The sequence below is a fragment of the Nocardioides sp. NPDC101246 genome, assembly GCF_044767415.1.
Taxonomy (GTDB): Bacteria; Actinomycetota; Actinomycetes; order Propionibacteriales; family Nocardioidaceae; genus Nocardioides.
The window spans coordinates 198952-212208 of sequence record NZ_JBIWNX010000007.1; the positions used below are offsets into that span (position 1 = coordinate 198952).

At 70.5% G+C, this 13257-nt stretch carries 16 protein-coding genes; 11 read left to right on the forward strand and 5 right to left on the reverse strand.

What is annotated here, in order from left to right:
- Positions 1-249: 249 nt before the first annotated feature.
- Genes ACIRON_RS15165 through ACIRON_RS15175 form a run of 3 tightly spaced genes read left to right on the forward strand, consistent with a single transcriptional unit; the run spans position 250 to position 2176 of the window.
- On the forward strand, positions 250-606 hold the full coding sequence (locus tag ACIRON_RS15165; protein WP_402993100.1) for an ArsR/SmtB family transcription factor: 357 nt from the start codon (positions 250-252) through the stop codon (positions 604-606).
- Positions 603-1631 carry a cation diffusion facilitator family transporter gene (locus ACIRON_RS15170; RefSeq protein ID WP_402993101.1) on the forward strand — a complete coding sequence of 343 codons (1029 nt, stop codon included), beginning with the start codon at positions 603-605 and terminating at the stop codon, positions 1629-1631. The genes ACIRON_RS15165 and ACIRON_RS15170 overlap by 4 nt, the downstream gene beginning before the upstream one ends.
- A gap of 11 nt (positions 1632-1642) precedes the next feature.
- Complete coding sequence (locus ACIRON_RS15175) at positions 1643-2176, forward strand: gamma carbonic anhydrase family protein (RefSeq protein ID WP_402993102.1); 534 nt, start codon at positions 1643-1645, stop codon at positions 2174-2176.
- 22 nt (positions 2177-2198) lie between these two features.
- Here ACIRON_RS15175 and ACIRON_RS15180 read toward each other — a convergent pair whose 3' ends face one another.
- Both ACIRON_RS15180 and ACIRON_RS15185 read right to left on the reverse strand, forming a co-directional pair.
- Positions 2199-2819: a hypothetical protein gene (locus ACIRON_RS15180; RefSeq protein WP_402993103.1), complete on the reverse strand. Its 621-nt coding sequence runs from the start codon at positions 2817-2819 to the stop codon at positions 2199-2201.
- On the reverse strand, positions 2816-3070 hold the full coding sequence (locus ACIRON_RS15185; protein WP_091042294.1) for a helix-turn-helix domain-containing protein: 255 nt from the start codon (positions 3068-3070) through the stop codon (positions 2816-2818). Before ACIRON_RS15185 ends, ACIRON_RS15180 begins: the two co-directional genes overlap by 4 nt.
- A gap of 50 nt (positions 3071-3120) precedes the next feature.
- Here ACIRON_RS15185 and ACIRON_RS15190 point away from each other — a divergent pair, with 50 nt between their 5' ends.
- The 4 genes from ACIRON_RS15190 to ACIRON_RS15205 all read left to right on the forward strand — a co-directional run bounded on the left by ACIRON_RS15190 (position 3121) and on the right by ACIRON_RS15205 (position 6106).
- A complete protein-coding gene (locus tag ACIRON_RS15190; RefSeq protein WP_402993104.1) occupies positions 3121-3441 on the forward strand; it encodes a phosphoribosyl-ATP diphosphatase in 321 nt (106 codons plus the stop codon).
- Positions 3442-3474: 33 nt separating this feature from the next.
- On the forward strand, positions 3475-4350 hold the full coding sequence (gene hisG / locus ACIRON_RS15195; RefSeq protein ID WP_091042292.1) for an ATP phosphoribosyltransferase: 876 nt from the start codon (positions 3475-3477) through the stop codon (positions 4348-4350).
- 22 nt (positions 4351-4372) lie between these two features.
- Positions 4373-4801: a PH domain-containing protein gene (locus ACIRON_RS15200; RefSeq protein WP_402993105.1), complete on the forward strand. Its 429-nt coding sequence runs from the start codon at positions 4373-4375 to the stop codon at positions 4799-4801.
- A 90-nt stretch (positions 4802-4891) separates the two neighbouring features.
- A complete protein-coding gene (locus ACIRON_RS15205; RefSeq protein WP_402993106.1) occupies positions 4892-6106 on the forward strand; it encodes an SGNH/GDSL hydrolase family protein in 1215 nt (404 codons plus the stop codon).
- 4 nt (positions 6107-6110) lie between these two features.
- Here ACIRON_RS15205 and ACIRON_RS15210 read toward each other — a convergent pair whose 3' ends face one another.
- Genes ACIRON_RS15210 through ACIRON_RS15220 form a run of 3 tightly spaced genes read right to left on the reverse strand, consistent with a single transcriptional unit; the run spans position 6111 to position 9096 of the window.
- Positions 6111-7559 (reverse strand): DUF6297 family protein, encoded by a 1449-nt coding sequence (locus tag ACIRON_RS15210; protein WP_402993107.1) that lies wholly within the window; start codon positions 7557-7559, stop codon positions 6111-6113.
- Positions 7556-8194: a heme ABC exporter ATP-binding protein CcmA gene (gene ccmA / locus ACIRON_RS15215; protein WP_402993108.1), complete on the reverse strand. Its 639-nt coding sequence runs from the start codon at positions 8192-8194 to the stop codon at positions 7556-7558. Before ccmA ends, ACIRON_RS15210 begins: the two co-directional genes overlap by 4 nt.
- The gene (locus ACIRON_RS15220; protein ID WP_402993109.1) at positions 8191-9096 is read right to left on the reverse strand and encodes an aldose 1-epimerase family protein; all 906 of its coding nucleotides are present in this window, start codon (positions 9094-9096) and stop codon (positions 8191-8193) included. Before ACIRON_RS15220 ends, ccmA begins: the two co-directional genes overlap by 4 nt.
- Before the next feature lie 63 nt (positions 9097-9159).
- Here ACIRON_RS15220 and ACIRON_RS15225 point away from each other — a divergent pair, with 63 nt between their 5' ends.
- The 4 genes from ACIRON_RS15225 to ACIRON_RS15240 all read left to right on the forward strand — a co-directional run bounded on the left by ACIRON_RS15225 (position 9160) and on the right by ACIRON_RS15240 (position 13257).
- Entirely contained in the window at positions 9160-10035 is an 876-nt protein-coding gene (locus ACIRON_RS15225) for a LysR family transcriptional regulator (RefSeq protein ID WP_402993110.1), read from the forward strand.
- Between the two features lie 129 nt (positions 10036-10164).
- Positions 10165-11121, forward strand: coding sequence for an ABC transporter substrate-binding protein (locus tag ACIRON_RS15230; RefSeq protein ID WP_402993111.1), 957 nt, complete (start codon positions 10165-10167; stop codon positions 11119-11121).
- Positions 11121-12362: a glycine betaine/L-proline ABC transporter ATP-binding protein gene (locus ACIRON_RS15235; protein WP_402993112.1), complete on the forward strand. Its 1242-nt coding sequence runs from the start codon at positions 11121-11123 to the stop codon at positions 12360-12362. Before ACIRON_RS15230 ends, ACIRON_RS15235 begins: the two co-directional genes overlap by 1 nt.
- Positions 12355-13257, forward strand: a complete 903-nt coding sequence (locus tag ACIRON_RS15240) for an ABC transporter permease (protein ID WP_402993113.1) — start codon at positions 12355-12357, stop codon at positions 13255-13257. Before ACIRON_RS15235 ends, ACIRON_RS15240 begins: the two co-directional genes overlap by 8 nt.

The window sequence follows — 13257 nt, forward strand, 5'->3', positions numbered from 1 at the left end:
GTCGAGTTGGCGCGTGTGTCCCGTGTCGTAGCGCTGAGTAGGTGCATCTACCCCCGCGCCACGGCACTGAATCGGCTCGTTTGTCCTGGCGCGTGATGCCGGAACTGCCGTGCACTTCCTGCTTCAGGCTCCGGGCGGTGTGACTGGCTTCGTCCTCGGCAGCGGGTCCTCGATTCCGCTTCCGTCGGGTGGGGCAGATGCGCCGACTCGGCGGCGTGCTTTGGAGCAGTCGTGGCTTATAATTTGCGCATGCATGCAAATACGCAACCTCCGGTGTGGGGAGACGACGTCGTGACCCTCGCTGTCGAGGTCCTGCGAATGCTCGCGGATCCCACACGCCTGCAGGTGGCGGGGCTGCTGCTGGATGAGGAGCGGTCCGTCTCGGAGCTTGCTGCGATGTTGGACAAGCCGGTTCCAGGGGTGTCGCAGCACCTGGCGAAGATGCGGATGGCGCGGCTGGTGACCTCGCGCAAGGAGGGGACCTCGGTGCTCTATCGCGTCGAGAACGGGCACGTGCGCCAGTTGGTCCTCGACACGATCGGACACGTGGAGCATCTCCTCGACCAGGTCCCGGCGCACCACCGTTCCGGAGAGCAGTCGGCATGACCCACGCGCTGCACGACCGTGCCCATGACCACGGCCACGGCCACGGGCACGGCCACGGCCACGGCCACGGTGGAAGATGGGCTCGGTTCCGGCACGGGGTCTCGGACGTCCTCGGGGCCCACTCCCATGATGCGGCGGATCAGGTCGACGAGGCTCTGGAGGCGGACGTACGCGGTCGGCGGGCGTTGTGGATCAGCCTCGGTGTCCTCGCGCTGACGGCCACCCTCCAGGGGGTCGTCGTGGCCCTGACCGGGTCGGTGGCCCTGTTGGGGGACACGCTCCACAACGTGGCGGACGCGGTGACCGCGGTGCCGCTGCTCGTCGCGTTCTGGCTCGCCCGGCGTCCGGCCAATGACCGGTTCACCTATGGGTACGGTCGCGCCGAGGACCTCGCCGGTCTCTTCGTGGTCGCCATGATCGCGCTCTCCAGCATCCTGGCGGGCTGGGAGGCGATCGACCGGCTCTTCCATCCGCGCGAGGTCGAGCACGTCTGGGCGGTCGCGGTGGCCGGGGTCGTCGGGTTCTGTGGCAACGAGCTCGTCGCGCGCTACCGGATCCGGGTGGGCCGCCAGATCGGCTCGGCCGCCCTGGTCGCCGACGGACTCCATGCGCGGACCGACGGTTTCACCTCGTTGGCCGTGGTCCTCGGTGCGGCCGGGGTTGCCGTCGGGTTGCCGTGGGCCGACCCGGTGATCGGGCTGCTGATCGCCATCGCGATCCTCGGTGTGCTGCGCTCGGCGCTCGAACAGGTCGGCGCCCGGCTGATGGACGCGGTCACCCCGGATGACGTACGCAGGGCGAGGGAGGCGGTCGGCGCGGTCGACGGCGTGCTCGAGGTCCGCAGTCTGAGGCTGCGCTGGATCGGACACACCCTCCACGCCGACGGCGACATCACCGTGCCAGCCGAGCTGCCAGTCTCTGCCGGGCACGACATCGCCCACCACGCCGAGGAGCATCTCCTGGAGGCGCTGCCGCGGCTGACCAGCGTGGTCCTCCACGTCAGCCCCGAGGGCGCGCACGCCTAGGATCTGCGTCGATGAACATCTTCGAGTTCGACGGCAAGAGTCCGCAGATCCATCCCGACGCCTGGGTGGCGCCGACAGCGACGCTGATCGGTGACGTACGCCTCGGGCCCAACGCCAGCGTCTGGTACGGCGCGGTGCTGCGCGCCGACGTCGGGCCGATCATCATCGGCGATGGCTCCAACGTGCAGGACAACTCGGTGCTGCACGTACGCCCCGGATCATCCCTGGAGATGGGGCCGCACAGCACGGTCGCGCACGGCTGCGTGGTGCACGGCGACCGGATCGGGACGGGGTCGCTGATCGGCAACGGGGCAGTGGTCTCCGACTCGGTCGTCATCGGTGACGGCTGCCTGGTCGCGGCCGGCGCGATGGTGGTCGAGGGGACCGAGATCCCGGACCACTCGCTGGTCATGGGGGTCCCGGCCAAGATCCGCGGAACGATCGAGCCCGGCACCAACCCCGCCGCGATCCTGGAGCTCAACGCGCCCGGCTACGTCGAGTTCATGAAGCTGCACCGGGCGACAGTACGCCCGGTGCAGGGCTAACCCTGATCCTGAGGTTGAGGGTTCAGTTGGCCCCGCAGGCCACGCAGTGGAGCGTACCGACGCGGCGGTCGGCTTCGCAGGTCGCGCACGGGGCGATGGTCTCGCGGCCGCAGCCCTCGCAGTGCTTGCCGCGGACCGGATAGCCGCAGTAGGGGCAGTCGCCCTTGCGGACGCGCATGGCCGGGATCCGCTTGGCCAGGAGCCGCTGGACGGCGACGAACACACCGACGGTGGCCGCGGCGCCGAGCAGCGAGAGGATGAGCGGTCCGAAGTCGGCGTACTCGAAGGTGTAGTGGAAGGCGAAGACCAGGGCCATGATCACCCCGGTCGCTGCGAGCGCGAAGCCGAGCGGAAGGAAGCGCGAGCCGCTGCGGCGCAGTCGGTAGAGAACCCAGAACCCGACCAGGCAGAGCAGGATGACGAAGCCGAGGCGGATGCCGATCTGCATCGCCTCGTGGCCGGGGATCTCGCATGCCGTCTCGCCGTTGTTGCACCGGTCCCAGTCCATGTAGAGCGGCCACCAGCCGGCCACCTTGACGTAGAACCAGACGGTGCCGACGAGCAGGAAGGCGGTCAGCGCGACCGCCAGGAACCGCTCGCTGCGGGTCGACTCGACCTCGTCGGCGGAGATGGAGGTCTTCATGGTGTGCTCCTGTGGGCTCGGGTGCGGGCGTGGAAGCCGACCTCGAGGCGGCAGTCGAGGGCGGCGGCCACTCGGAGGAGGGTGTCGATCTTGGGTGGGCGGGAGCCGGACTCCAGTCGAGCGATCGCCGACTGGGTCGTCCCGCAGAGCTCGGCGAGCTCGCGCTGGGACAGGCCCCGTGCGACCCGGTGCTCGGTGACCTGCGCGGCGATCCCGACATAGAACGCGGTGTCCTCGTCGTCGGGGCTCATGAAATCGAAGGTATCGCAGTTCTGCTATGCCTGTCCATAGCAGAACTGCTATGGATCCGGTGAGACGATTCGGGAGCCGGGTCGCGTACGGCCTAGTCTTGACGCTCGTGAAGACGTTCGACGAGCTCTGGGCCGAGCTGAGCGAGAAGGCCCGGACCCGACCTGAAGGATCCGGCACCGTGGCACAGCTCGACGCCGGGGTCCATGCGATCGGGAAGAAGCTGGTCGAGGAGGCCGCCGAGTCCTGGATGGCGGCCGAGTACGAGGGCAAGGAAGCGACCGCGGAGGAGATCTCCCAGCTGCTCTACCACGCCCAGGTGCTCATGCTCGCCAGCGGAATCTCGATCGACGACGTCTACTCACACCTGTAGGGATCACTCATGACTGAAACATCCGCGGAGGGCATGCTCCGGATCGCCGTGCCCAACAAGGGCTCGCTCTCCGTCGCCGCCTCCGAGCTGCTGCGCGAGGCGGGCTACCGCCAGCGCGAGGACTCCAAGCGCCTGACCCTCATCGACGAGGAGAACGGCGTCGAGTTCTTCTACCTGCGCCCGCGCGACATCGCGCTCTACGTCGGCGAGGGCACCCTCGACATCGGCATCACCGGCCGCGACCTCCTCCTCGACTCCGGCGCCAAGGCCGACGAGGTCGTCGGACTCGGTTTCGGCCGCAGCCGGTTCCACTTCGCCGGCCGCGCCGGCGCCTTCACCTCGATCGAGGAGCTGCGCGGCAAGCGGATCGCGACCTCCTACGTCGGGGTCGTCTCCGCCTTCCTGGAGCGCGAGGGGATCGACGCGAGCGTCACCCGTCTCGACGGAGCCGTCGAGACCTCGATCCAGCTCGGTGTCGCCGACGTGATCGCCGACGTGGTCGAGACCGGCTCCACGATGCGCCAGGCCGGCCTGGAGATCTTCGGTGAGCCGATCATGCACTCCGAGGCCGTGGTGATCACCCGCTCGGGCGCTGAGCTGACCGCCTCGGGCTCCGCCTCGACTGGGCTGCCGGCCGCGTACGAGACCTTCCGCCGTCGTCTCGACGGCGTCCTGATCGCGCGCAGCTACGTGATGATGGACTACGACATCCGCGCCGAGTTCCTCGCCGAGGCCTCCGCGATGACGCCCGGCCTCGAGGGTCCGACGGTCAGCCCGTTGCACCGCGAGGGCTGGGTCGCCGTCCGCGCGATGGTGCCGAGCAAGGGCTCGCAGAAGCTGATGGACGACCTCTACGCCGTGGGCGCCCGCGCCATCCTGCTGACGGAGATCAATGCCTGCCGGATCTGACCCCACAGGATCGGAACGTCCGGTGAAGCTGCCGCACACCTGGCGCCCGCTCGGGGCGCGCTTCATGGGCTGGTTCCTCGTGGCTGCCCTGGCGGTCATGTGCACGATGGTCTGGGTCGGTTTCACGCCCGAGATCAAGGCCCAGGTCACCATGTTCGAACGGCTCACCTTCGGTGCCGTGGGTCTCGGGATCGTGACCTGCGTGTACGCGCTGACCCGGTCGCGGGTCGTCGCCCGTGCCGACGGCCTGACCGTGGTCAACGGCTTCAAGCGTCGTGACCTGGAGTGGGCCGAGGTCCTCGCGATCAACTTCCCGCGCGGCGCGCCGTGGCCCAACATCGACCTGGCCTCGGGCCACAACATCTCCGTCCTCGGCATCCAGGCCTCCGACGGCGGCTCGTCGAAGAAGGCTGTCCGCACGCTGCGCAAGCTGGCCGAAGAGCTGTCCTAGAGCGACCCTTCGGCCAACGGCTTACTATGCTTCGGGGAATCCTCGGCCGAACCCAGGACCGCGGCACCCGCGGCGTCCTAGCGTGTCTGCGTGACCTCAGTGACCCGTGCTCTCGCTGTGCTGGCGGCCGTGCTCACCCTGGCCTCGACCGTGCCGGCCCAGGCCGCGCCGGTGCATCCGGTCGGCACCTGGGGTGCCTCGGCCGACGAGGTGGGCGGTCAGACCGGCGCCGCGGGCCTGAGAGACCGGTCGGTGCGCAACTTGGTGCACACCTCGCTGGGTGGATCCGGCGTCCGCATCACCCTGTCCAACGTGTTCGGGGATCGTCCGGTGACGTTCACCTCGGCACATCTCGGTCTGGCCGCGGACGGAGCCGCGGTGGTGTCCGGCACGAACCGGCCGCTGACCTTCGACGGCGCCGACCAGGTCACCGTCGCTCCCGGCACCGAGGTGCTCAGCGACCCGGTCGACGCGACGGTGCCGGCCGACACGACCCTCGCGGTCAGCTTCCACGTCGTGGGTGACAGCGGCCCGATCACCGGGCACGACGTGGCCACGCAGACCTCCTACGTCTCCGGGACGGCGGGCGCGGACGTGGCCGGCGAGGAGTCAGGGGCGGCGTTCACGACGGAGATCTCCAGCTGGTACTGGGTCGAGAGCGTCCTCGTCGAGAAGCCGCGCCGGGTCAAGACCGTGGTGCTCTTCGGCGACTCGATCACCGACGGCAACGGCTCCACCGTCGGAGCCGACCGGCGCTATCCCGACGTGCTGGCCGACCGGGTGGCGGCGAGCTCGTTCGCCGGTCGGTTCGGGATGATGAACGAGGGCATCTCAGCCAACCGCGTCCTCGTCGACAGCACCGGTGGCCAGCGCGGTCTGGACCGCTTCCGGCGAGACGCCCTGGACCAGCCCGGCGTCTCCACGGTCGTGCTGCTGGCGGGGATCAACGACATCCGCTGGGACGACGCCGACGAGGCCTCCGACCTGATCGAGGCCTACCGCGAGCTGATCGCCCAGGCGCATGCCGAGGACGTGTGCGTCATCGGCGCCAGCCTCACCCCGTACGAGGGCGGCAGCCGCTACACCCCCGCGCGCGACCGGGTGCGGGTCGCTGTCAACGAGTGGATCCTGACCTCCGGTGAGTTCGACGGCATCGTCGACTTCGACGCGGCCACGCGTGACCCCGCGCGACCGGCGCGGTTCCTGCCGGCGTACGACTCAGGGGATCATCTCCACCCCAGCGACGCCGGCTACGCGGCGATGGCCGATGCGTTCGACATCGGGATGCTGGAGTGCGATCGCTGAGGGTTCAGCGCCGGCCGACGAGGATCGCGAGAGTGATCGCCGAGAGCGCCAGCGAGATCGTGGCCCCGGTCGCGTCAGGGGCGAACAGCGTCGGGATGCTGACCAACCCGGCGATGTCGAAGCCTCGGGCCGCATTGGTGAAGAGCGTGACCGGCATGGCGCCCATCGGCGTCGAGACCATCGCCGACGCGTAGTCCGGTGGCGGCGCGGACAGCCACCGCGTCCATGCCGCCAGTGCACCGAGGCCGACAGCGGGCGCCAGCAGCGGATGCGGAAGGGCCCACAGACAGCCCAGGCCGTACGCCACCAGCAGCGCCGTCGGCACGACGAGAGCCCCGAGCCGGAGCTGCCAGGACCGGGCGCCCAACAGCCGGACGAGCCCGCTCGAGCGGGACAGCACCCGCAGGCCGGCGCCGAACGGGACGGCGGCCCAGAACCCGACCACCACCATCACCGGCACGGTCAGAGCGCCGGCCCCGGCCTCCTCGAGCGCGTACGCCGGTAGGACCGCGGCCGCCAGGACCAGCACGCGCAGCGGTGCCCGGCCCAGCCTGATGACGTCGGCCGTGACCAGCGCCAGCGGCCCCTTCGGTCCGCGCGGACGCCGGGGCCGAACGACAGCGCGCTGGCCGCTGGTGTGCTGCAGGACGACGTCGTAGGCCAGCGCGGTGTCGAGCCCGGCGAGTGCGCCGGAGAGCCCGTTCGCCAACCCGTGTCCGCGGGTGAGGTCGCGGCGACGCAGCTCGCCGAGGCGGCGGTGACCGAGCGCGGCGACCGTACCGGCGAGCGGTGCCGTCGCGGCGGGTGCCAGCCACCACCGCTGGCCGGCGGGTGGTGCGAACCCGCTCGTGATCCCGGCGGCCACGAGGGCGAGGGCGGCGAGGGCCGCGAGGAGGGTGATCGGGCCGATCATCCTCCAGATCGAGCGGGTGCGTGGCTGGGCCACGGCCCCGGCCGCGTACGTCATCGACGCCAGCGCAGCTGCCGCCAGTGCCAGCGCGCCGACCGTGGTCAACGGCCATCCCGCGGTCACGGCCGCGAGGGCCGCCAGGGCCGCCGCGGTCACAGCGGCGAGCACCAGCATGGCCCAGTACTGGCGTCGCAGCCACCGCCCGCGGTCCACCGGCGTCGAGAGCACCATCGCCGATGTCGCCGGAGACGCCATCAGCGGCCCCAGGAGACGAAGCACCGCGGCGCCCAGCGCCAGCCAGATCAGCACGACGAGAACCGGTCCTGCGGTGCGCGTGCCGACGCACGTCTCGCCGCTGCACGCCGCAACGGCCTGCCCGGCGTTGATCACCGCGCTCACCAGCCCGGAGCCGTAGACGAGGACGGTGAGAAGGCCGAGGTACGCCTGGTAGAGCATCTCTCCCCAGGGTGCCGTCGCCCGGCCGCGACGCCAGGATCGGATCAGCCCGCGGATCTCGGCGGGCGTCGGGGCCTCGGTGCTCATGCGATGTCGGGCGAGGACCCGAGGCGTACGACCTCGTCGGCCACGGCCTCGACGACGGCCGGATGGTGGCTGGCGAACAGGATCCCGACGCCGGCCTCCTTCTCGCGTGCGAGGAGTCCGGCGAGCCAGGCGACGCCCTCGGCGTCGAGCCGCTGCTCGGGCTCGTCGAGCAGGAGAAGCCGCCGCGGTCGCACCAGCAGCGACGCCAGAGCGAGGCGTTGACGCTGGCCCGAGGAGAGCGAGCCGGGCAGCTGGCTGGCCTGGTCGATCAGGCCCACCTCCTCGAGCACGCTGTCGACCGTGCCCGTGGGGTCCTCGACCCGGTGGGCGTGGGCGAGGAGGTCGAGATGCTCGACGACCGCGAGGTCGGGGAAGAGGTCGAGATCGTCGAGGAGGGTGGCGACGTCGCGGCGTACCTGCGCGGAGCGTTCGTCGTACGCCTTCTCGTCGAGCAGCACCTCGCCGTTCGTCGGCTCGTCGACGCCGGCGACGCAGCGCAGCAGGGTCGACTTACCCGACCCGTTCGCCCCGGTGAGGGCGATCGCCTGTCCGGGCTCGAGGCTCAGGTCGAGTCCGTCGAGGACGGCATGCTCGCCGTAGGTCCTGCTGAGCCCGGAGACCCTCAGCAACGTCATCGGAGCGCGGTGATGCCCCAGGTGACCTCGACCCGCTCGTCGGGGGCGAGCGTGATCAGGTCGGTGCCGGAGTTGAACGCGTCCGGGGGAGCGGTCATCGGCTCGACGGCGAGACCGCCGCGCGAGGGTGACTGGTCGTCGGCGCTGTAGACCATCAGCCACGGGTGGCGCTCGTCGACCCAGAGCTCGACACCGCCGTCGGGCCCGACGACGGTGACCGTCGCCCGGCCGTCCTCGCCGCGGAGGAGATCGGTGAAGGCGTGGTCGAGGACCACGTCGCCGACGGGCTTGGCGGAGGTGAAGTCGTAGTCGGTGCCGGCCGTCGGCTCGCTGGTGGTGGGCAGCTTGCGCTCGGGGTCGGAGAGCAGCCGGGTCCGCGCCGGGAGGGTGAGCGTCCAGGCATCGACCGGGCCGGCCCCGGCGGTGAGATAGGGGTGGGCGCCGACGGCGTACGGCGCGGGGGAGTCGGCGTGGTTGGTCGCCGACTGGGTCACGGTGAGGCCGTCGGACCCGATGGCGTACGTCACCTCGAGATCCAGCGTCCACGGGTAGCCGCTCTGCGCCATCAGCCGGGTGGCCAGGGTGATCGAGCTCTTGGCCTCCTCGATGGGCAGCCACTGCGCCCACCGCACCAGCCCGTGGGATGCATTGTTGCGCGCGACCTCGGTGACCCCGAGCTGGTGGTTCTTCCCGCCGAACTCGTAGCGCCCGTCGCGGATCCGGTTGGGCCACGGTGCCAGCAGCTGACCCCTGCCGCCGCTGGACTGCTCGTCGTCGCCGAAGCCCGCGATCAGCTCCCGCCCCTCGTAGGACAGCAGGCGCAGCGCGCCGCCACTCTCGGTCACCGTCGCGGAGTAGCCCCCGCCGTCGATCGTGAACTGCTCTCCACTCGGTCTCAGCACGCTGACAGGCTATCGAGGTGGCCGGTACGCCTCAGCGACCGGTCGGGCCCTTACCCTCGGGTCATGGAGCGACGACAGCTGGAGTTCTTCCTCGCCATCGCCGAGGCGGGCAGCTTCACCAGCGCCGCGGCACGGCTCCACGTGGCCCAGCCGTCGTTGTCGTACGCCGTGCGGGGGCTCGAACGCGAGCTCGGCGGTCCGCTCTTCGAGCGCCACGGAAGGGGAGTGCGGCTCACCCCGGCAGGCTCGGCGCTGCTCGGCCCGGCCCGGCGGGTCGTACGCGGCTTCGAGCTCGCCGCCGGAGCGGTCCGGTCGGTCTCGGACGAGGGGTTCGGCCGGCTGCGGATCACCTCCAGCACGGTGTGGGCGGTCGAGCCGCTGGTGCCGGTCCTGGCCGAGTTCCGGCGGATCCAGCCCGCCGCGCAGGTGGTCGTCACCGACCCGCAGCACCGATCCGACGTGCTCGACCAGGTGCGCAAGGGCGAGGCGGACGTCGGGCTGATCGACGGCGCGACGCCGCACGGCCCGTTCGGCTCCCAACGGCTCGCCGAGCACGAGCTGGTGGCGGTCCTGCCGCCATCGGGCGAGGCGCCGGAGGAGGTCCGGATCGAGGAGCTCGCGGAGGTCGGCCTGATCGCGACGCCGGCCGGCACGGCGTTGCGTACGTTCCTCGATGCCCGCCTCGAGGCCGCCGGTCTGCCCACGGAGGTCGCCATCGAGACGGCGCACGTCGCCTCGATCATCCCGCTGGTGCTGGCCCGCGCCGGGGTCGCGGTGCTGACCGAGGGCATGGCCGGAGCGGCGTCGCGGGCCGGCGCGAAGGTCGTGCCGCTGACCCCGGCTGCGCGGGTGAGCGTGTCTCTGGTCTGGCTGGAGGAACGCGGTGACGCGCTGGTCGAGCAGTTCGTCGCGCTGGCCCAAGACCTCACAGACGAGTGACCAACCTATAGAGATTCTCTATCGCAGCATCTCGATCCTGGTCTTGCTCGCTGCGCGAACGCGCTGGAACACCCGGAGTTCGAATGTCTAGTGTGTTAGACATATATGAACCGATTGGATGGAGCATGCATGCGCCGCCCCCAACGCCTTGCCGTGGCAGCCCTCGCCATCGCGGCGACTGCCGGCACCCTGACCGCCTGCACGACCGCGAGCGAGCGTGACGGCTTCGCCCAGAGCGACTCGGGAGGAGCCGAGGACTCGGTGGTCCTCGCCGAGCAGCCGTGGGTCGACCTCCAGGTCGAGAACGAGATCGCCGTCCAGATCCTCCAGGAGCTCGGCTACGACGCGAGCATCAAGAAGAACCTGTCCGTCGAGAACGCGGCGACCGCGGTCTCCTCGGGCCAGATCGACGCCTATCTTGGCAACTGGTGGCCCTCGCAGGAGCCCAGCTTCGGCGACCCGATCGACCAGGGCGACGTCGAGGTGCTCTCCACGATCGTGAAGGGCACCGAGTACGCCCCGGCGATCCCCGGCGACGTCGCCGAGGAGCTCGGGATCGCGTCGCTCGCCGACCTCGACGCCAACGCGGCGAGGTTCGGGAAGAAGATCTACGGGATCGAGGCCGGCTCCCCGGGCAACGAGACGATCCAGAAGGCGATCGACGAGGACGCGTACGGCCTGGGGGACTGGAAGCTGGTCGCCAGCGGCACCCCGGCGATGCTCGCCCAGGTCGAGAAGTCGCAGAAGGCCGGCCAGCCGATCGTCTTCCTCGGCTGGAGCCCGCACTGGATGACCGTGCAGTTCGACGCCGCCTTCCTCGAGGACCCCGACAAGGTCTGGGGCGGCGCCGGCGAGATCCGCACGGTCACCCGCAAGGGGTTCGAGGACGACAACCCGGAGATCGCCGAGCTCCTCTCGAACCTGACCTTCACCACCGACGAGGCCGGGCAGTTCTACTACGACCACGACAAGTCCGGGAAGGAGCTCGCCGACATCGCCGAGGCGTGGATCGACGACAACCCCGACAAGGTCGCCGAGTTCCTCGACGGGGTCGAGGACGCCGACGGCGAGAAGGCGGAGATCTGATGAGCGAGACGAACCACACGACCGAGCCCGCGATCGTCGGGCGTGGGCTGAGCAAGGTCTACGGCCTCGGCAGGCGAGCGGCCGAGAAGGTCCTGGCCGCGAAGGATCCACGCGCGGCGGCCGCCGCCGCGGGCGGCTACCTCGGTGCCCACGAGATCGACTTCGAGATCGCCAGGGGGGAGATGTTCGTCGTCATGGGCCTGTCCGGCTCGGGCAAGTCGACCGTGCTGCGGATGATCAACCGGCTCAACGAGCCCAGCGCCGGCGAGCTCCTGATCGACGGCGAGGACATCACCAAGATCTCCGACCAGCGGCTGCGCGAGCTCCGCAACAACGGCATCGGCATGGTCTTCCAGCACTTCTCGCTCTTCCCGCACCGGACGGTGCGGGAGAACGCGGCGTACGGCCTGAAGGTGCGCGGCATCTCGAAGCCGGAGCGCCTCGAGAAGGCCGACGCCGCCCTGGACCGGGTCGGCCTGGGCGGGCGCGGCGACAAGCTCCCGCACGAGCTCTCCGGCGGCATGCGGCAGCGGGTCGGGCTCGCCCGCGCGCTGGCGGTGGACCCGCCGATCCTGCTGATGGACGAGCCGTTCTCGGCGCTGGACCCGCTGATCCGGCGCGACATGCAGGACCTGCTGGTCGAGCTCCAGGCCCAGGACCAGCGCACCACGGTCTTCGTCACCCACGACCTCAACGAGGCGATGCGGATCGGCGACCGGGTGATGGTGATGCGCGAGGGACGGGTCATCCAGCTCGCCCCCGGACCCGAGATCGTGGCGCATCCCGCCGACGACTACGTCAGCGAGTTCGTCTCCGACGTCGACCGGGCCCGCGTGCTCAGCGCCGCCGACCTGATCCGGCCGGCCCGCCTCGTGCTTCCCGAGGACATCACGCCCCGCGACGCGCTGCGCAGGCTGGGAGAGAACGAGGTGACCGGTGCGTTCGTGACCGGGGCGGACGACACGCTGCTGGGTGTCGTCACCGACGACCGGCTGGTGAGCCTGACCCGCCGCGGCGCCACGAGCGTCCACGACGCGCTGGGCGAGGACTATCACCAGGTCAAGGAGGGCGACGTGATCGGCGACTTCATGCATCTGGCGGGCCGCCAGGTCGTGCCCGTCACCGTCCTCGACGAGGACGGCAGGCTGCGCGGCGTGGTGCCGCGCGGCGCGATCCTCTCGGCGCTCTCCACCGTGAACGACACAGCCAATGACGAGGCCGCGGAGGTGGCCCATGCCTGACCTTCACATCGGCGACATCGGTGAGGACGTCATCAACTTCCTCACCGACAACCTCGGGCCGTTCTTCGACGGCATCAAGGAGGCGCTCAACTTCCTGCTCCGGATGGTCTACAACGTGCTCGGCGGGCTGCCACCGATCGCGATGATCATCGTGCTCGCCGTGATCGCGCTGGTCGTCACCCGCCAGGTCGTGCTGACCCTGGTGCTGACCGCCGGCCTGCTCCTGATCGAGTCGATGGACCTGTGGTACGAGACGATGCAGACCACCACCTCGGTGCTCGTGGCAACCCTCGTCGCGCTGGTGATCGGCATCCCGCTGGGCATCTGGTCGGCCTTCTCGCCACCGCTGCGAGCGGCGCTGCGGCCGGTCCTCGACCTGATGCAGACGCTGCCGGTCTTCGTCTACCTGCTGCCGACGATCCTCTTCTTCGGCGTCGGCGACGCGCCCGGCCTGGTCGCCACGATCGTCTTCGCGCTACCGCCCGCGGTCCGGCTCACCCAGCTCGGGATCAACCAGGTCGACCCCGAGACCGTCGAGGCGGCCACCGCCTTCGGCGCCGGACGCTGGGAGATCCTGCGCGAGGTCCAGCTCCCGCTGGCGCGCGAGTCGATCATGACGGGGGTCAACCAGGTGATCATGCTGGCCCTCTCGATGGTCGTCGTGGCCGGGCTGGTCGGCGGCTCGGGCCTGGGTGGCGTGGTCGTCAACGCGGTCCAGGGCCTGCAGATCGGTGCCTCGATCGAAGGCGGTCTGGCCGTCGTCGTCATCGCGATCTACCTCGACCGCGTCTCTGCCGCGCTCGGTGGCCAGCGTGGCCTGGTGCCGTCCTGGTGGCCGAAGCTCGGCCGCGGTGCCCACGCGAAGTCCCCCGAGCCCGAGCTCACCCCCGCCTGA